Genomic DNA, 19777 nt, shown 5'->3' with positions numbered 1-19777 from the left:
GATTGATCACGCCGCCCCGCAAGGGCGTAGCCCGGAACACGGGGCGACGCGGGAGCACCGTTACGCGTTCATGAGCCGCTCCACGAGATCAACGGTCCGGTTCGCGTAGCCCCACTCGTTGTCGTACCAGCCGACCAATTTCACCTGCGAGCCGGCTACCTTCGACCACGGCGCATCGTAGATGCAGGAATGCGGGTCGTGGATGATGTCGCGGGAGACGATCGGGTCATCGCTGTAGGCCAGGATCCCTTCGAGCTCGCCGTTGGCGGCTTCGTAGAATGCCTCATTGACGTCCTCGACCGTCACGTCCTGCTCTACGACCGCCGTGAGGTCGGTCACCGAGCCGTCCGGCGTCGGGACGCGCATCGCCATGCCGTCGAGCTTGCCGTCGAGGTGGGGCAGAACTTTGCCGACAGCCTTCGCGCCGCCGGTAGTGGTGGGAATGATGGACTCGGCGGCGGTCCGGGCGCGGCGGAGGTCACCGTGGGGGCCGTCGACGATGTTCTGGGAGGCGGTGTAGGCGTGCACGGTCGTCATGAGGCCGCTCTCCACGCCGAAGGCATCGTCGAGAACCTTGACCAGGGGGGCGAGGCAGTTGGTGGTGCAGCTGGCATTGGACACCACCTTCTCGTCTCCGGTGAGGATCTCGTCGTTGACCCCCAGCACCACCATGGCGTCCACCTCGCTCTTGGCGGGGGCACTGATGACAACCTTGTCCGCGCCGGCCTCAAGGTGCTGGGCCGCCTTGTCCCGGGTGCGGAACACGCCCGTGGACTCGATCACCACGTCGGTGTCGTGGTCGCCCCAGGGAAGGTTCGTCGGGTCCTTTTCGCTGAAGACGGGAAACTCCTCATCGTCCACCACGAGGGTGTTCTCCTCCAGGTGCACGTCGCCGGGGAATTGCCCATGTACCGAGTCGTACTTGAACAGGGTGGCCAGCGTCTCGGCGTCCGTCAGGTCGTTGATGCCCACGATCTCGATCTCGTCCTCCTCGCGTTCCAGGAGGGCACGAAAACACAGCCGCCCGATACGGCCAAATCCATTAATTCCTAGTTTGATCGACATAAGGAGTCAAGAGTCGTCTTAGTTCAACAGATGGGCGAAGGCACGCCGCGGTGACGGCGGCCACAAGGGGACAATGGGTGTAATCTGTTCGCGGATCCCCCTTGCTACGAAGCAAATGAGCTATACGTATCGCGTCGTAAAGGTATAAAAGAGCCGGAAGTCTCTTCGGTAAAGATCACATGCAAAACCGGACCCACCCCGGGACGGCCTGACCGCGGGGGAAACGAATGAACGACGGGACGTTAAACGGCATTCAGTACCCAATGTGGATCCATCCGTGTGGAATTCTTCCATCGACGATCCGTCCTCTCGCGTTATTCTGATTCCGGACTCTCCCGCTGGACATGGCTGCCCTCAAAACGCCCGAAAAGACGTCGCGCCGACAAGAACTTCGGCAAAACATCTTCGTCGACCTGTACGCGCGGGCCCTTCTGTTCTACGACGAGTACAAGCAACTCGCGCAGGGACTCGGGGTGGCGCTTCTGGTGTTGATTCTGGCGATTCCGGGATACATCTACTACCACCAGCAGCAGGAAGAGGCGGCCAACCAGCAGCTCGGCCAGATTCTCCCGGTGTATGAGCAGGGCAACTTTCAGCAGGCCCTTGACGGGACGGGCGACCGGGCGGGGCTCCTTTCCATTGCGGACGACTACGGCGGCACCGACGCGGGCAACCTCGCCACCTTCTACGCCGCAAACGCCCTCTATCAGCGGGAAGAGTACGACCGGGCCGCCACGTATTACCAGCGGTTCGAGAAGGGGCAGGATTTCATCGGCGCCAGCGCGTACGCGGCACAGGCGGCCATTCAGGAAAACCAGGGCTCCTTTGAGCGGGCGGCCGATCTCTACGAACAGGCTGCCTCACAGTATCAGAATGAGTTGACGGCCCCCCGATATCTGCTCAATGCGGGACGGGCCTACGAAGAGGCCGGCCAGTACGAGGCGGCCATTGGGGTATATGAGCGGATCCAGGACGAGTACCCGGACTCCGACCAGGCCAGCAACGCCGAGCAATACCTGGCCCGCGCCGAAGTGCGTCTGGGTAGCGCACCCTCGTCATAGTCGCTCCTTCACTTCGGGTCCGGGGACGCGAGCATGTGAGAGATCAGCGTTCGGGGCTCCAGGCATCCCTGTGGCGAGGTCTGGTCCTTCGACCTCCTGCGCGTTCTATGGACGAGTCTCCTTCGCGGCATGCCTACAATTTTAGTCGTTGACGACGAGGCGAGCATTCGGCGGACGCTTCGCGAAATCCTGGAGTATGAGGACTTTGGGGTGGAGGAGGCGGTCGACGGGGAGGAGGCGCTGGTGGCCCTCCGCGAGAATGCCTACGACCTGGTGATCCTCGACGTGAAGATGCCGAAGAGGGACGGCATGGAGGTGCTCGAAACGATCGCCGACGAGGGATACGAGGTCCCGGTCCTCATGATCAGTGGCCACGGCACCATCGAGACGGCGGTGGAGTCGACCAAGCTGGGGGCTTTCGATTTCATCGAGAAGCCGCCGGACCTCAACCGATTGCTGGTAACCGTCCGCAACGCCCTGGACCACGGGCAACTGGAGGTCGAGAACCGCCGGATGCGGCAGACGATCACCGAGCAGAGCACCGGAGACCTGCCCCCGATCATTGGGGAGAGCGACGAGATTCAAGCGATTAAGGATACGATTGAGCGGGTAGCCCCCACGGCGGCGCGGGTACTCATCTCCGGTGAGAACGGCACCGGCAAAGAACTCGTGGCCAAATGGCTGCACTACAAATCGGGCCGGGCCGACGAGCCGATGGTGGAGGTGAACTGCGCCGCGATTCCGAGTGAGTTGATTGAGAGCGAGTTGTTCGGGCACGAGAAGGGGGCTTTTACCGGGGCCACGGAGCAGCGCATCGGCAAGTTCGAGCAAGCCCACGAGGGCACGCTGTTCCTGGACGAGATTGGGGACATGAGCCTTTCGGCGCAGGCGAAGGTACTTCGCGTGCTGGAGGAAAATGAAATTGAGCGGGTCGGGGGGGAGCACACCATTCCGGTTGATGTTCGAGTGGTGGCGGCCACCAATAAGGACCTGATGGAGGAGATTGAAGAGGGACAGTTTCGGGAGGACCTTTATCACCGCATCGGCGTCATCCTCATCGACGTCCCGCCCCTCCGAGACCGCCGAGAAGACATCCCGCCGCTGACCCGGCACATCGCCGAGCGGGTGGCCCAGCGCAACGGGCTTCCGCCGAAAGACTTTGCGGAGGAAGCGATCCGGCGGCTGCAGCGGTACGACTGGCGGGGAAATGTCCGAGAGCTGCACAACGTCATCGAGCGCCTCCTCATTCTCGTTAAGGGCGATGTCATCGAAGGGGACGACATTGATCAGTTTTTGCAGCCGGGGGGGAATGGGGAGGGCCCGGCCCAGGAGCTCATCAAGGGCTACGACGACTTCAGTGACGCCCGCGATCAGTTTGAGAAACACTTCATCCAACACAAGCTCCACGAGCACGACTGGAACGTAAGTCAGACGGCCGAAACGATCGGCATCCAGCGATCCCACCTCTACAACAAACTCAACAAGTACGGGCTCGAACGGGGGGACTAGCGAGGGGCGCGGCTCGTCCCCGCACAAAAACTGAGGGTGCACCAGGGATCCGTGCTCCGGGCGGCCCGTGCTCACCACTCCATTGTCGTCGTTTACTTCTCTTTCCGCCGTGGACACGCCGCTGCTTCAGGTCGATGCGCTCCTCAAGCAATACGACACGGGGGGCGATGACCCGCTTACCGTTCTTCAGGACCTTGACCTGGCCGTACAGGAAGGGGAGATTCTTGCCGTCGTGGGGGAGAGTGGGACCGGGAAGTCCACGCTCCTTCACCTGCTGGGGGCCCTGGACCGGCCGACCGATGGAACGGTCCGGTTTGCCGGAACGGATCTCTTCGCGAAAAGCGACGAGGAGCTTGCGGCCTTCCGCAATCGGTCGATCGGGTTTGTCTTTCAGTTTCATCACCTGCTCCCGGAGTTCACGGCCCTCGAAAACGTGGCCATGCCGGCCCTCATCCAGCACCGCTCTTTGGCGGACGTTACGCCACGGGCCCACGACCTGCTTGCCCTGCTGGGCCTGGACGACCGTGCCGACCATCGGCCCCGTACCCTCTCGGGTGGAGAGAAGCAACGAGTAGCCATCGCCCGGGCCCTCATGAACGAGCCGGCACTGGTGCTCATGGACGAGCCCACCGGCAATCTGGACGCCCGCACGGCCGAGCCCCTGCACCGCGAGATTGAGCGGCTGAGCCGCGAGATGGCTCATACCTTCGTGCTGGCCTCGCACGACCCGTCCCTCGCTGAGGTGGCCGGCCGCATCCTTCGGCTTGAGCACGGCTCGCTGCACCCGCCGGCCCCAGCCGACGAGATGGCTCCCGAAACGGGCCCGCCCGACGGAGAGCGCCCGGAGGCCTGATCTTGGGATGAAACGAAAATGATCCTTTGGCGGCGGGCGTCGAACTCCGGGTTCGAGGGTCCGTTGTGCCAAACTGTACAAACGGGGCGGTACACGCTCGTATACAGAGCCGGGTCCGGAGCGAGACGAAGTTCTTCAAGGGAAGAATCCCGGGTGTAGAACAGAAGATAACTGTCGTCCTGTCCTCGAACAGGAGCCGAACCGACTGGTCGGCTCGGGTGCTATCTTTGCGACACTAGGTGTTGTATTTCCATGGATTCGATTGATTCTCTTCCTCTATTTCCGCTGAGCCTTGTCCTGTATCCGGGTGAGCAGTTGTCCCTCCATATCTTCGAGGACCGATACAGGGCCCTCACCGCGTACTGCCTAGAGCACGAGGTGCCCTTCGGCATCGTCCGAACCGATGGGGAGTCGCGGGCGGACGTGGGCACGACGGCCCGCATCGAAGAGGTCGTGAAGCAGTACGACGACGGGCGTTCGGACATCGTGGTGCGCGGGGAGGAGCGATTCCGAATTGACACCGTTCGCGACGACCAGGCGAGCTACTACACCGCCGACATTGCGCTGATTGAGGATGAGGAGACGACCATCGACCTCGATCTGAAAGAGCGAGCCATTACACAACACATGAAGCTGTTGGAACTGGCTGGCCGCACGGTCCGCCCCGATCTGTACGAGGATGTGGACCGCCTGTCGTTCGTCCTGGCCCAAAACGGCGCCCTGGACGGGGACCAAAAGCAAGAAGTGCTCGAAGGGAAAACCGAGAACGAACGAATCCGCTACCTCATCAACCACTTCGAGTCGGTTATCCCTCGTATTGAAGAGCAGGAGGGAGTCCGGCGGCGGATTCGTTCTAACGGGCACTTCAAAGACTTTCCGCCCGAAGAGGTATGACAGCCGTGGACATTGAGGTCGGTGTTCGAGAGATTACGCGCCCACATCTCTCGTCACAAACACGCCGATCCCCCGATGCCCGAAATTGGCCCCTACACGCTCCACAGCATTGAAACCGGTCGGTTTGGGTTGGACGGCGGTGCCATGTTCGGGATCGTGCCGAAGCCCCTCTGGTCGGAACGCATTGAGCCGGACGAACAGAACCGCATTCCACTGAGCATGCGGTGCCTCCTGCTGACAGGAAACGATCGCGTCGTGTTGATCGACACTGGGGTCGGCGACACGTTCGAAGGCACGAAGTTCCAGGACATCTTCGCGGTGGATCACAGCGGATCCACCCTCAAGAGTTCGCTTGCGGCACAGGGGGTAGCGCCGGCGGACGTGACGGATGTCATCCTCACGCACCTTCACTTCGATCATGCGGGCGGGAGCACACGCCGGGTCGACGGGGATCCTGCAGTTGCCTTCCCCAACGCGACCTACCACGTCCAGCAACGACACTGGGACTGGGCCACCGATCCGAACCCGAAAGAGGCCCAGTCCTTCCGCCCCGACACATTCGCCCCCATCGAAGAAACGGGGCGGCTCAACCGTGTGGAGGGAGAGACAACACTTCTGCCACACGTCGACGTGTCCCTCGTACACGGCCACACCGAGGCGCAACAAATTGTAATGGTACGGGACGACGAGACGACCCTCGTTTACGTGGCGGACCTTCTCCCGACCACGCACCATCTATCCCCGGCTTGGACGATGGCCTACGACGTCCGCCCACTCCGGACAATTGAGGAGAAACGCAAGTTTTTGGGGCAGGCGGCGGATTCGGAATGGAAATTGTTCTTCGAACATGACCCGGACGTCGCGGTTGCCGATGTGAAACGCACCGACCGTGGTGTTCAGGTCGTCAATAAACGTCCCCTCCATGCTTTGTAAAGCTTTGCAACAGTGCGGTCCCTCCTGCCTCACCGTCCCTTTCCATTCCGCCAGTAGCGACCCGGTATAATGAGTGACTTCGAAGAGCCTGAAACGACGGACGAGCTCCACGAGACCCTGTCCACTGTCTACCACGATCTCAACAATCCCCTCTCCATTATCTCCGGGAACGCGCAGTTTTTACTTGAACTGAGTCAGGAGGAAGAGCTCGACGAGCAGTTTGCCTCGTCGGCCCAGGACATCCAGGAAGCCAGCCAGCGGATGGCGGAATCTCTTCAGCGGCTGACCCGCCTTCGGGACGCGCTCGAAGATCAAGAAGAGGCGTGACGAGGGTTGAACAACGAAACCCGCAGGCGCCGTCCGCCTAAGTGGAGATCCGCAACATCTTTTGTCTTTGGAATATGTCCGGAATGGCTGTTACATTCGTACTGGACAGCGAAATGGGTTCTAGCGCGTCAAACATTCCCGTTGGTTTTCCCCGCAGATCCCTTACGGCCTGTTGATCCACAAACGCTACAGACGACGCCGCGCGAATTGAATTGGATGAGGGGCATCCCGAGCCGACCAGGGCATCTCCGCTAGTGAATTCCGGAATGGCACGGTGCGCCGGACCGGAGTCGCGGTTCTGCTCTGCTCGCGCATCGGTGCCCGGAGACGAGCACTTCCTTGTCGTGTCCGGCGTTGACGTTCACTCTGTACGCGACCAATCTTTTCTGCTATGACTGATCAGGTTCTTCCGCGCCTGTCCCGCTGGTTCGTTGTTGCCTCTGGGCTGCTACTCGTGGGGGGGCTGGTAGTGCCTGCCCACGGGCAGGTCGCCCAGTCCTCGGCCCTCTTCCTCCGCATCGAGCCCGACAGCCGGGCGGCCGGCATGGGCAACGCCGGGGTGGCCACCGCCGACAACGCCAACACGATCTTCTGGAATCCGTCCGGCCTCGCGTTCCAGAAGGACACGCAGGTTGGGGTTACGCACGCGAACTGGCTACCGGAATTTAACGCCAACCTGTTTTACGAGTACCTCGTCGGGTCGTACCACGTCGACGGCGTCGGGACGTTTGGGGGCAACGTCCAATACCTCAACCTTGGTGAGACCGAGATCCGTGATCCGTCTGGGAACCGGCTCGGTGTGACAAACTCGTACCAGCTTGCCGTTTCCACATCCTACGGCGTGAAGGTCTCCGAGCGGTTGGGGGTGGGGACGTCCCTCCGATACATCCACTCGAAGCTCACCTCCGGCTTGCGGGAAGGCACCGGAGAGGGGAACGCGGCCACGCTCGCCACTGATATCTCAGCCCTCTACCGGTCCGCCCCCTTCACGTTGGGTGGGGCAGACGCCACGTTCTCGGCGGGCCTTAACATCGCAAACCTGGGCGGAACGCTGGACTTCAACGAAAACAGCCCGGACAAAGACCCCATTCCCGCCAACCTGCGATTTGGTCCGGCCCTGACCATCGACTTCGACGAATATAACTCGCTGACCGTTACCACGGACTTCAACAAGTCATTAGTCAGTACGGAGCAAAGAGAAATCCAGAAGCAGCAGGGCGATTCTACTGTGACTGAACAAGTTCGTGTGGGGAATACTGGGTTCGAGGCTCTCTTCGATTCGTGGGGCTCGGCCCGCGGGCAGGTCGGTCCGGACGGGGAGGCCACTAGCCTGTCCCTGGTGCAGCAGTTTACAGTCGGAACGGGTGTGGAGTACTGGTACAGCGATTTGTTTGCGCTCCGCTCCGGGTACTACTACGAGCATCCGGACAACGGCGACCGCCAGTTCCTTACGTTCGGGGCCGGGCTCCGGTACAACATCGTTGGCGTGGATATTTCCTACCTCTACACCGCGGAGGACGAAAGTCCTCTGGCCAACACCCTCCGCTTCTCACTTCTGTTCAACTTCCAGTAGGACCTGTGGAAGGAGGCGGGGGCGCTCCGGTGAGTATATCCTCCACGATGGAGGTCCGGAGGCGCGATTGTGCGCCCGTCCATGAAGGGGTTGGATCAGTGCTAATCGTGTAGTACATTGCCTCGTAGGTCCGGGAGTCACCGCATGCCTGTGGCCCCGTCGTGTTCGCCAGTTACGAGGTGCAAAGGGATCCCCGCATGACTACGTCGACCAACGGGTCGGAGGAGGTCGAACTCCGCCGCCGCATTTTGGACACGGCGCGTCACCTGCTCGTGCAGGAGGGCTACAAGGCGCTGTCGATGCGCACGATTGCCGACGCTATCGGGTACAGTGCCACTAGCATCTATCTTCACTTCGACAGCAAGGATGCGTTGCTCCACGCCCTCATCCACGAGGGCATGATGGATCTGCGAGATCGTCTTCGGGACTCGGCGGCGCAACACCCCGAGTCTCCGGTCCAGCGACTCCGAGCCCTCTGCGAATGCTTCGTCGAGTTCGGACTCGGCAACCCGGAGTACTACGAGATCATGTTTCAGCTCCGGCCGGAACGGATGGAACGCTACCCGCCTGAGAAGTACCGGGCGGCCCGGGAGAACCTGGAGTTCTTTGCTCGAACCCTTGACGAAGGCGTGGAGCAGGGGATTTTTGAGGTGGACGATAGCCAGGTGTCGGCGAGTACCACGTGGTCGTCGCTGCACGGCACCGTGTCGCTGCTGCTCGCCGACCGGGTGGACGTCCACATCGACCCGGATGCGTTCATTGAGACCGCCATTCGCCAGGTCCTCCGCGGGTTTCGGGCGCCCGCTTCGTCCACGCCCTGACGCCTTTCCGGAAGCCCGTCGGCGCGGCGTCCGGTTTCCTCTCACCGATGCCTCCCCGCAGTCCATGTCCGGTCCCATTCACGCGGCGCCCCCGGATGCCGGTTCATGCGTGCGGGGGCGGACCATTCCCGATCTACTGTACGAGGCCTCCGACGCGTACGAGAATCCCCAAGCCCTAAACCAGCCGACGGATGAGGGCTGGGTCCCCATGTCGCTCGACCAATTTCGGCGGCGAGCGGAAGAGACGGCCCTGGGCCTGCGTGCGCTCGGTCTGGAGCGGGGGACGAAGGTAGCCCTCCTCCTGGAGAGCGATGTGCACTACTGTGTCGTCGACATGGGGTGCCTCATTGGGGGACTCGTCGACGTGCCGTTGTACCTGTCGAGCGCGGCGGAGCAGATGCAGTACGTCGTCGACCACGCCGAGGCCGAGGCCCTCGTCGTGTCCAACCCGAAGCGCCTCGCCCAGGCCGCGGCCCTGCTCCCAGACCTGCCCCGAATCGAGACAGTTATCGTTTGCGACCCCGGCGACGAGGAGGACCGCCCGGAACTGCCGGACCGGGTGACGCTGAAGACGCTCGGGGCCGTTCAGAACTTGGGCCGCGCCGACGTCGAGAATCCGTCCGCGGCCGTCGATGATCTTCGGGCGGACATCGCCCCCGAGGACCTCGCGACCATCATCTACACGAGTGGCACTACGGGGCGGCCTAAAGGCGTGATGCTGTCCCACGAGAACATCTCCTCGAACGCCATCACGTCGATCGCGGAGATCGACGATTTCGAGACCGGCCCGGAAGGAGAGGTGGTGATCTCGTTCCTGCCCCTCACGCATGTGTTTGCCCGCATGCTGCAGTACGCGTACATGATGCGGGGCATCAGCATCTACTTCGTCCACCCCGACAATCTCGTGGACGCCCTGCCGAAGGTGCGGCCGACGGTCTTCGCGTCGGTCCCGCGCGTCCTCGAAAAGGTGTACGCCGGCATCAAGAAGAAGGTGATGGGCATGCAGGGGCTTCAGAAGCGCATCGGGGAGTGGGGCCTCCAGGTGGCGCAGGACTACGACATGACCCGGTCGAAGCCCACCCTGTACGCCCTCAAGCACGCGGCGGCGGATCGGCTCGTGTTTCGCAAGTGGCGGGCCGCCTTCGGGGGACGGGTCAAATACGTGGTCGTGGGGGGGGCGGCCCTCCAGCCGAACCTCGCCAACATTTTAGCGGCGGCGGACATCACGACGCTTCAGGGATACGGCCTGACCGAGACGAGTCCGGTGATCGCCTACACCCGCCCGCAGCGCAACAAGCCCGGCACGGTGGGCGAGCCGCTGCCCGGCGTGGAGGTCAAGATTGCGGAGGACGGGGAGATCCTGACGCGTGGGCCCCACGTGATGCAGGGCTACTACAAGGCCCCCGACGAGACGGACTCCGTGTTGGAAGCAGAAGGGTGGCTTCACACCGGCGACATCGGCGAGTTTGATGAGGATGGCTTTCTCAAAATCACCGACCGCAAGAAGGCCCTCTTCAAACTCTCGACCGGGAAGTACGTGATGCCCCAGCCCATCGAGAATCGCATGGGGAGTGATCCGCTGGTGGACAACGCCGTCGTCGTGGGCCGGGACCGCAAGTTCTGTGCGGCCCTGCTGTTTCCGGCCCAGGATCAGGTCCGGGCGCTGGCGGACGAGCGGGGCGTGGGCGCCGAGCGGGACATTGACGATCTCCTGACTGAGCCGGACATTGTAAATGCGTACCGGACAATTGTGCAGAGCGCAAACAAGGGGATGGAGCCATGGTCTACCGTTAAGCGTCTGGCCCTCATCCCCGACGAGCTGACCGTCGAATCGGACCTTATGACCCCGACCATGAAGATCCGCCGGCCGGAGGTGCGAAAGGCCTACGCCGATGAGATTGAGGCCCTGTACGACGAAGAAAAGTCGGCGGGCGGCCAGGGAGTGGTTCTGGTGGAGGTGTAATAGGCTCGGGGGACGCGTATCTCCCCAGGTGCCTCCCGCCGGGCCGAAAGCGGTTCCATCCCCTTGACGCCTGCGGTTAACGCCGTTAACGTTCACAACGCTGTTCTCATTCACGTCCCGAACCGACGCCATGGACACCACATCCCTCGACACGCGCGCCCTTGACCTGGAGGCCCCCCCCACGCACCCTCCATTCCGCACCGCGGCCGTGCTGGGGGCGGGCACTATGGGCGCGCAGATTGCGGCGCACCTCGCCAACGCTGGGCTGGAGGTACACCTGCTCGATATTGCGTCGGAGGACGGCGACGACCCGAACGCCGTCGTGCGTGAGGGCTTCGAGCAGGCCCGCGAGGCGAGCCCGGCCCCCTTCTTCACCGACGAGCAGGCCGACCGGATTCACCTCGGCAACTTTGAAGAGCACTTCGGCCGCATCGGGACGGTCGACTGGGTCGTGGAGGCGGTTGTGGAGCGGATGGACGTGAAGCGCGACATGCATGCCCGCATCGAGGCGCACGCCGCGGACGATGCGGTCATCTCCACGAACACCAGCGGGCTGCCCATCCACGAAATGACCGAAGGGCGGTCCGCGGAATTCAAGCGCCGCTTCTTGGGGACTCACTTCTACAACCCGCCGCGCTACCTGAAGCTGCTGGAGCTGGTGCCCACCGACGCCACCGATCCAGACGTTACGGAACGGGTGGCGCAGTTTGGGCGGATGCGACTGGGGAAGGGCATCATCGTGGCCAACGACGTGCCCTACTTCATCGGCAACCGGATTGGCGTCTTCGCCCAGCTTCAGGCGATCCGTCACTTCACCGATGGCGACTACACGATCGAGGAGATCGACACGCTGACGGGCAAGATCTCGGGCCGGCCCAAGTCTGCGACCTTTCGCACCGCCGACCTCGTGGGACTCGACGTGCTGATGGACGTTGCCACCAACCTGCGAGAACTGGTCGACGACGAGGCGCAGCGCGAAGCTTTCGCCGTGCCGGACGTCCTGGCGCGTCTCGTGGACGACGGCCGGCTGGGGGAGAAGACGAAGGCCGGATTTTACAAGAAGGAAGATGGGGAGATCAAGTCGATCGACCCGGAGACCCTCGGCTACACGAGTGCGGTGGGCGAAGAGCTCGGCGACCTGGGGGCAATCTGGAACGCGGGGGGGCTGTCCGCTCGCCTCCAGGCCCTGTACGAGGACGACGGCCGAGCGGGTCGGTTCTTTCGAGAAACGACGCTGGAGCTACTGGCCTACAGTGCGAACCGCCTCGGAGAGGTGTCTGACAATCCGGCGGACGTGGATCGGGCCATCCGATGGGGGTTTGGGTGGAAGATGGGGCCGTTCGAGATGTGGGACGCCCTTGGGATGGAGACCGTCCTGAACGGCCTGGAGGAGCACGCCCTCGACGTGCCGGGCTGGGTCCACACGATGCACGAGCGGGGTGAGACTTTCTACGACACTCGTGGCGGCGGGCAGGCGGTCTTCATGCCCCACGCCGATCGACACGAGCCCGATCCGCGGCCGGGAGACGAACTTCGCCTCGCCCCGATCAAGCAGGACGCTGCGAATGAGCTCTGGAGCACTGACGACGCGGCCCTGCTCGACGTGGGCGATGGGGTGGCCCTTTTCGAGTTTCGGTCGAAGGCCAATACCCTTGGGCGCGACGTGATGATGGGGCTCCGGGAGTGCGTTGGGCGGGTGGAACAGAATGCTCACCTGCGCGGGATGATCGTGGGCAACGAGGGCAAAAACTTCTCCGTCGGGGCCAACCTCGGAGAGATGGCGATGGCCGCCTCGGAAGGTGCGTTCGACGTGATCGACCAGTACATCGACGAATTTCAGCGGACGATCCAGCAGGTGCGGTACGCTTCGTCGCCGGTGGTGGTGGCCCCGCACCAGCGCGTGCTGGGGGGCGGCTGCGAGATGGCGATGGCCTGCCCGCACCCGGTTGCGGCCGCCGAAACCTACATCGGCCTCGTGGAGCTGGGCGTGGGGCTCATTCCCGCCGGGACCGGCACCATGCGCCTCGCCGCGAAGGCCGCGCAGAACGCTCCGAACGACAACCACAACGCGATTCAGGATCACCTGCGCCCCTACTTTGAGACGGTGGCAATGGCCGAGGTGGCCGAAAGTGCCGCGCAGGGGATCGAGATGGGCTTCCTGCCCGACAACACGCGCGTCGTCATGCACGAGGACCGACGCCTCTACGCCGCGAAGCAGGAGGTGCTGCGCCTCAGTGAGCAGGGCTACGCCCCGCCGCCCGTGATGAACAAGATCAAGGTGCTGGGGGAGAAAACCCTTTCCACCTTCAAGGTGGCCCTGATGCAGTACCGCGAAGGGAATTACATCACCGAGTACGACGAGCACCTCGCGACGCAACTCGGAAAAGTGATGTGCGGTGGGGAGCTGAGCAGTCCGCAGGAGGTCCACAAGGACTACCTGATCGAGCTGGAGCGGGAGGTTTTCCTGAGTCTCCTGGGGGAAGAGAAGACCCAGGCCCGCATCCAGCACATGCTAGAGCACAATAAGCCCCTCCGAAATTAAGCGTCGCGCGTCGGCACGTTTGACGTTGCGCGCTCTCTCGTTCGGCAGGCAAGACTCAATCTCAAACGTGCCGGCGTTTTAACGTTCACCGTTCACCCTTCCACCGTTCCAACCGTCAACGCAATGAATGCACAAAACGAGGCCTACATCGTCAGCAGCGTCCGCACGCCGGCCGGCAAGGCCGAGAAGGGCACGCTCGCACACTATCGGCCGGAAGATCTTGGCGCCGAGGCTGTGACTGGGGCCCTGGATCGTGTAGATGGGCTGAAGCCCGACATGGTCGAGGACGTGCTCATGGGCTGCGCGTTTCCCGAGGGCCCACAGGGAATGAACGTGGGCCGCCTGATCGCCCAGAAGGCCGGATTGCCGGACCACGTGCCGGGCGCAACGGTGAACCGCTTCTGCTCGTCGGGCCTGCAGACGATCGCCCAGGCCTCGCAGCGAATCGCCACGGGCACGGCCGACGTGATCGTGGCGGGCGGGACGGAGTCGATGAGCCAGGTGCCGATGAGCGGGTTCTTCTTCCAGCCAGACCCGGGGCTAACGGAGGAAAAGGGGGGCACGTACGTTTCCATGGGCATTACCGCCGAAAACGTGGCCGACGAGTACGAAGTGTCGCGGGCCGACCAGGACCGCTTCGCGCTGCGCTCCCACGAGCGAGCGGTGGATGCCATCGACAACGGGCGATTCGAGGATGAGCTGGTGCCGCTGACCGTGGAGGAGACGCACTACCAGTCGGCGAACGGGCACGCGGGGGAGGCTACGACCGAAACCGAGACGCTGGAGGTCGACGAGGGACCGCGTCGCGGCACGAACCTGGACGTGCTCTCGACGCTTCCCGCCGCGTTCCGGGAGGGCGGCAGCGTCACGCCGGGAAATTCCTCCCAGCGGTCCGACGGGGGCGCCGCGACGGTCGTGATGAGCGGCGACCGGGTCACGGACCTCGGCGTGGACCCGCTCGGGATGCTGAAGGGGTTCGCCGTGGCGGGCGTCGATCCGGAGCTCATGGGCATCGGGCCGGCGGAGGCGATCCCGCAGGTGCTGGAGCAGACCGGACTCTCGCTCGACGACATTGGGCTCGTGGAGCTGAACGAGGCGTTTGCGTCGCAGTCGCTGGCTGTGATTCGAGAAGTGGGGCTCGACCCGGACATCATCAATGTGAACGGCGGGGCGATTGCGCTGGGGCACCCGCTCGGCTGCACCGGGGCAAAGCTCACCGCGACGCTGCTGCACGAGATGATTCGCCGCGAGGTGCGCTATGGCCTCTGCACGATGTGTGTAGGGGGCGGGATGGGCGCCGCGGGCGTTATCGAAAATCTTCGGCTCTGACGGGCCGGGGGCGTCCCCGTACCAGACACATCAGGTTTTTCCGAACTACCCGTTTTGTGTATGAGCGCAGGAATCGAAGGGAAGGTGGTCGTGATCACGGGAGCCAGCAGTGGGCTGGGCGAGGCGGCCGCACGTCATTTGGCCGAACACGGCGCCCGCGTCGTTCTGGGGGCGCGGCGCACCCAGCGCCTCGAAGCGATCGCCGATGAGATCGTTGAGGACGGCGGGGAGGCGCTCGCCGTCCCCACCGACGTCACCGAGCGCCAACAGGTCCAGGACCTGGTTGATGCTGCGGTCGACGCGTTTGGCCGCATCGACGTGATGCTGAACAACGCCGGCGTCATGCCGCTCTCCCCGCTCGATCGGCTTAACGTCGACGAGTGGGACCAGATGATCGACGTGAACGTGAAGGGCGTCCTGTACGGCATCGCGGCGGCACTTCCCTACATGAAGGAGCAGGAGTCCGGCCACATCATCAACGTCTCCTCCGATGCGGGCCATGACGTGCACGCGGGAAGTGCCGTGTACGCGGCCACGAAGCACGCAGTGCGGGCCCTCTCCGACGGGCTGCGTCAGGAGGCAACGCCCTACGGCCTCCGCACGACCATCATCTCGCCCGGGGCCGTTGAGTCAGAACTGCCGGATACGATCTCCGAAGGAGACGTGGCCGAGAAGACCGACGCGCTCTACGACAACCACGCCGTGTCGGCCGATTCGTTTGCGCGGGCCGTCGCGTTTGCGATTGAGCAGCCGGAGGACGTCGACGTGAACGAGATCCTCTACCGGCCCACCACCCAGAATCTCTGACGTCGATCCTTACCACCACGTGCAATGCGGAGCGCGCTGAGGCTCTTGCGCCGCGGTGAGCCCGAACTCCTGCGAGCCCGAGACCGCATTGTGCTGTTGTTTGGGGGCTGCCGTTTAACATGTGCGCGCCAGCCCCCAGATAGAAGGAGTGTCGGGCCCCGGATATGCCCTGGCGGACGCCCGAGGACGACGGGCATCGTTAAGATGGGCCCTGAGTTACGCTCAGCGTGTCGAGGGATGTTCTGGAGAACCGAAATCCATCTCTGGGGGCTACACGGACTCTATGCCGTGATAAAAGACGTACTGAGCCCTACCGGTCGTGGAGCGATCGGGCGTCCGGGCAGGGAGCCGGACCGTCGCATGCGTGATCGATTCGGGCCGGATCCACCGGTGAGCTTGCAATGGATAACACCGTTAACTATAATGATGATGTGAATTAACGGTGTTAACCATCGCCCCGTAGCGACTTGTCCCTGGCGGGACGGTCGAGCCGGGACGCACGGACCTGTTCATCAATCAGGAGGGCCCGCCATGACTCTTCCGTTGTTTGACCTCTTTGCCGGCATGCCGACGGTCGGTGTTGTCGGAGGAATTCTCCTCGTGCTCCTCGTACTCGGCTACACCGGCGCGCCGCTCTGGTCGTGGGCCCTGGCCGGAGCCGTCGGGCTCTACGGGGGAGGCGCGTCGCTGTGGGTCTGGATCCCATACGGGGTCCTCGTGGCCGTTTTCAATGTCGGCCCACTCCGGCGTCAGGTGTCCGTGGGCGTCATGAGATTGATGGAAGCGCTTCAGTTCCTGCCGACCATCTCGGAGACCGAGCAGACGGCCATCGACGCCGGAACCGTGTGGATGGAGGGGGAGCTGTTCTCCGGAAAGCCCGACTTCGAAAAGACCCTTGATCAGCTCTACCCGGAGCTCTCCGACGAAGAGCAGGCGTTTTTGGACGGGCCGTGCGAGGAGGTGTGCGAGATGGTCGATGACTGGCGGGTTCACCAGCGCGGTGATCTGTCGGCCGAGACGTGGGACCACCTGAAGGAGAACGGGTTCTTCGGGCTCATCATTCCGGAGGAGTATGGCGGGAAGGGTTTCTCCGTCGCCGCCCGGAGTGCGGTGGTACAGAAACTGGGCGGGCACTCCGTCCCCCTTTCCATTACGGTGATGGTGCCCAACTCCCTGGGCCCCGGCGAGTTGCTGCTCCACTACGGCACCGACGAGCAGCAGGACCACTACCTGCCGCAGCTGGCACGTGGCGAGATCCTGCCCTCGTTTGCCCTCACGGAACCGAACGCGGGGTCGGACGCGGGGGCGATGGAGTCCACCGGGGAGGTGTTTGAGGACGAGAACGGGGAGCTGAAGCTGCGCCTCAACTGGGAGAAACGCTACATTTCGCTGGCCGCCATTTCCGGGGTGCTCGGCCTGGCGTTCAAGCTGCACGACCCCGAGAACCACCTGGGCAAAGGCGAAGACCTGGGCATCACCTGTGCGCTCGTGCCCACGGACACGCCGGGGGTGAGGCTGGGGCGCCGCCACGATCCCCTCGGCGTGGCGTTCTTCAACTGCCCGACGGAAGGGGAGGACGTGGTGCTGCCCCTGGACGCCATCATTGGAGGGGAGGAAGGAGCGGGCGAAGGCTGGGCCATGCTGATGGACGCGCTCTCGGCCGGCCGGGGCATCATGCTGCCGGCACAGGCCGTGGGTGGGGGCAAATTCGTCACCCGGACCGCCGGAGCCCATGCCGCCGTGCGCGAGCAGTTCGGCCTTTCGATTGGGAAGTTTGAGGGCATCGAGGAGCCGCTGGCGCGCATTGCCGGGTATACGTACATCATGGATGCCGCACGGACGTACACGAATGGCGCGGTGGACCGGGGAGAGAAGCCGGGTGTGGTATCGGCCATTATGAAGTACAACACCACCGAATTGCAGCGTGACCTGGTGAACGACGGGATGGACGTGCTGGCGGGCAACGGGATCTCGCGGGGGCCCAACAACCTGATGGGGCTGGCCTACCAGGCGCAGCCGATCAGCATCACGGTGGAAGGAGCGAACATCTTGACGCGGACGATGATGATCTTTGGACAAGGCGCGATCCGGTGCCACCCGTACGCCCTCGACGAAATTGAGGCCCTGATGGAGGGGGACGTGGACGCCTTCGACGACGCCTTCTGGCGCCACATCGGGCACGTGGTGCGCAACGGCTTCCGCGCCGTTGGCCTCAGCCTGACGCGCGGTCGACTGGCGAGCAGTCCCGTGGACGGCCCCGCCGCGCCGTACTACCGAAAGATGGCGTGGGCCTCGGCCAGCTTCGCCTTCTTTGCCGACCTCGCGATGGGCAGCCTGGGAGGCATGCTGAAGCGCAAGGAGAAGATCACCGGCCGTTTTGCGGATGTGCTGTCGTGGATGTACCTGGGCACGGCGGTGCTCACGCGGTTCGAAAAAGAGGGCCGGCCGGAGGATCAGGAAGCCTTCCTGCATTGGAGCATGCAGTACGCCTTCGCGCAGATTCAGGAGGCGTTCGACGGCCTGTTTGAGAACGTGAAGGTGCCGGGGCTTACCTGGCTCCTGCGCGGCGTGGTGGCACCGTGGTCGCGCCTCAATACGATCGGTGAGATGCCGGGGGACGACCTGGGCGGCACGCTCGCACGGGCCATTCAGGAGAAGGAGGGGGCTCGCGAGTGGCTCACGGAGGACTTATACGTCCCCGACGATACCGATCAGCCGCTGGGGGAGCTGGAGCACGCATTCCACCTGAGCCGCGATGCCTACCACGTTGGCCAGAAAATCAAGGAGGCGATCCGTGCCGGCCACCTGCCGAAGCGGCGTCCCCATCAACTCCTGGACGAAGCGGTGGAGCACGACGTGATCACCGAAGAGGAACGTGACCTCGTCCGTCGCGCCGACGAAGCGCGGGAGCGCTACATCCAGGTGGACGCCTTCGACCTGGAGGAGTACCGGCAGCGCCGCATGCTTCCGGGACGGCCCGCCGACCGCGGCGCCCTCGATTCCTCGATCGTGGAGGGGCTGGAGCGGGACGTGACGGACGTGGAGGTAACGGCGGAGGATGTAGAGGGTGCAGCGCCGCGCCCGCGGGGGGACGGGGCCCCCGACGCGGCGGACGGAGACGAGTCGGAGACCGCCGACCCCTCGGGGGCGCACGAACCGGCGTAGGTGCTCCGGCATACGGACTGTACCTCTCGGTTCTCACGTGAACGCACTCCCCCATCTCTCATTATGTCCGATTCTTTTGCGCCCGACCTCCTCGCCGATCAGCATGTCGTTGTCACCGGGGGCGGGACCGGTCTGGGGCGCGCGATGGCCCTCCAATTCGCCGACCTGGGGGCAACCGTGACGATCAACGGACGCCGCCCCGATCCGCTAGCCGAGACGGTGAGCGACATTGAAGAGGCAGGGGGCGCCGCGGAGGGCATTCAGTGCAACGTTCGCGACCACGAAGCCGTGCAGGCCTTCTTCGAAGAGGCCGAGGACCGGCAGGGCCCCGTGACGCGGCTGGTCAACAACGCCGCGGCCAACTTCCTGGCGCCGACGGAAGACATTTCCCCGAACGGCTTCGACGCCATTGTAAAGACGAACCTGTACGGGTCGTTCTACTGCACACAGGCCTGCGGGCAGCGGTGGCTGGAGCGGGGCGTGGAGGGTGTTGTGCTCTCCATCGCCACCACCTACGCGGAGACGGGCAGCGCCTACGTGGTCCCCAGCGCCATGTCGAAGGCCGGTGTCGTCGCCATGACGCGCTCGCTGGCGGCGGAATGGGGAAGCGAGGAGATTCGCCTCAACGCCGTTGCCCCTGGCCCATTTCCGACCGAAGGGGCGTGGGACCGGCTCGTGCCCGACGAGGACCTGGAGCAGAAAATGCGGGAGCGCATCCCGGTGCGTCGATTCGGGGAGCCCGAAGAACTGGCCACCCTGGCCAGCTTCCTGCTCAGTGACCTGTCCGCGTTCATGAACGGTGAGGTTGTCACGTTCGACGGCGGAGAGGCCCTGTCCGCGGGGGGACAGTTCAACACATTCACCCGCATGCCCCGCCGTCAGGTGAAGGCCCTCATGGAGCAGATGCGTCCGGAGTGACCCGGGACGGTGCTGAA

At 63.7% G+C, this 19777-nt stretch carries 15 protein-coding genes; 14 read left to right on the top strand and 1 reads right to left on the bottom strand.

The window, feature by feature from the left end; translation table 11 throughout:
- Positions 1–60 precede the first annotated feature (60 nt).
- A complete protein-coding gene (gene gap, locus OJB03_RS09225) occupies positions 61–1065 on the bottom strand; it encodes a type I glyceraldehyde-3-phosphate dehydrogenase (protein WP_263786726.1) in 1005 nt (334 codons plus the stop codon).
- Between the two features lie 344 nt (positions 1066–1409).
- On the opposite strand from gap, the gene OJB03_RS09220 reads away from it, so the two are divergent.
- From OJB03_RS09220 to OJB03_RS09155, 14 genes are all read left to right on the top strand, one after another.
- Positions 1410–2126 (top strand): tetratricopeptide repeat protein, encoded by a 717-nt coding sequence (locus OJB03_RS09220; protein WP_263786725.1) that lies wholly within the window; start codon positions 1410–1412, stop codon positions 2124–2126.
- A gap of 129 nt (positions 2127–2255) precedes the next feature.
- Positions 2256–3635, top strand: a complete 1380-nt coding sequence (locus OJB03_RS09215) for a sigma-54-dependent transcriptional regulator (RefSeq protein WP_263786724.1) — start codon at positions 2256–2258, stop codon at positions 3633–3635.
- 109 nt (positions 3636–3744) lie between these two features.
- Positions 3745–4488: an ABC transporter ATP-binding protein gene (locus OJB03_RS09210; RefSeq protein ID WP_263786722.1), complete on the top strand. Its 744-nt coding sequence runs from the start codon at positions 3745–3747 to the stop codon at positions 4486–4488.
- Positions 4489–4740: 252 nt separating this feature from the next.
- The gene (locus OJB03_RS09205; RefSeq protein WP_263786719.1) at positions 4741–5382 is read left to right on the top strand and encodes an LON peptidase substrate-binding domain-containing protein; all 642 of its coding nucleotides are present in this window, start codon (positions 4741–4743) and stop codon (positions 5380–5382) included.
- A 75-nt stretch (positions 5383–5457) separates the two neighbouring features.
- A complete protein-coding gene (locus tag OJB03_RS09200) occupies positions 5458–6315 on the top strand; it encodes an MBL fold metallo-hydrolase (protein ID WP_263786717.1) in 858 nt (285 codons plus the stop codon).
- A gap of 69 nt (positions 6316–6384) precedes the next feature.
- Complete coding sequence (locus OJB03_RS09195) at positions 6385–6642, top strand: histidine kinase dimerization/phospho-acceptor domain-containing protein (protein ID WP_263786715.1); 258 nt, start codon at positions 6385–6387, stop codon at positions 6640–6642.
- 391 nt (positions 6643–7033) lie between these two features.
- Positions 7034–8215: a type IX secretion system outer membrane channel protein PorV gene (porV, locus tag OJB03_RS09190; RefSeq protein ID WP_263786713.1), complete on the top strand. Its 1182-nt coding sequence runs from the start codon at positions 7034–7036 to the stop codon at positions 8213–8215.
- A 197-nt stretch (positions 8216–8412) separates the two neighbouring features.
- Positions 8413–9036, top strand: coding sequence for a TetR/AcrR family transcriptional regulator (locus OJB03_RS09185; RefSeq protein WP_263786712.1), 624 nt, complete (start codon positions 8413–8415; stop codon positions 9034–9036).
- Positions 9037–9100: 64 nt separating this feature from the next.
- Positions 9101–10999 carry an AMP-dependent synthetase/ligase gene (locus OJB03_RS09180; RefSeq protein WP_263786711.1) on the top strand — a complete coding sequence of 633 codons (1899 nt, stop codon included), beginning with the start codon at positions 9101–9103 and terminating at the stop codon, positions 10997–10999.
- 130 nt (positions 11000–11129) lie between these two features.
- A complete protein-coding gene (locus tag OJB03_RS09175) occupies positions 11130–13541 on the top strand; it encodes a 3-hydroxyacyl-CoA dehydrogenase/enoyl-CoA hydratase family protein (RefSeq protein ID WP_263786708.1) in 2412 nt (803 codons plus the stop codon).
- 123 nt (positions 13542–13664) lie between these two features.
- Positions 13665–14870: a thiolase family protein gene (locus OJB03_RS09170; RefSeq protein ID WP_263786704.1), complete on the top strand. Its 1206-nt coding sequence runs from the start codon at positions 13665–13667 to the stop codon at positions 14868–14870.
- Positions 14871–14930: 60 nt separating this feature from the next.
- Positions 14931–15677, top strand: a complete 747-nt coding sequence (locus tag OJB03_RS09165) for an SDR family oxidoreductase (protein ID WP_263786702.1) — start codon at positions 14931–14933, stop codon at positions 15675–15677.
- A 531-nt stretch (positions 15678–16208) separates the two neighbouring features.
- Positions 16209–18842 carry an acyl-CoA dehydrogenase gene (locus OJB03_RS09160; RefSeq protein ID WP_263786700.1) on the top strand — a complete coding sequence of 878 codons (2634 nt, stop codon included), beginning with the start codon at positions 16209–16211 and terminating at the stop codon, positions 18840–18842.
- A 63-nt stretch (positions 18843–18905) separates the two neighbouring features.
- The gene (locus OJB03_RS09155; RefSeq protein WP_263786698.1) at positions 18906–19760 is read left to right on the top strand and encodes an SDR family oxidoreductase; all 855 of its coding nucleotides are present in this window, start codon (positions 18906–18908) and stop codon (positions 19758–19760) included.
- The last annotated feature ends 17 nt before the right edge of the window (positions 19761–19777 follow it).

This window comes from Salinibacter grassmerensis, from assembly GCF_947077765.1.
Classification (GTDB): Bacteria; Bacteroidota; Rhodothermia; order Rhodothermales; family Salinibacteraceae; genus Salinibacter; species Salinibacter grassmerensis.
This window is presented reverse-complemented; position numbering and strand designations above follow the sequence as displayed.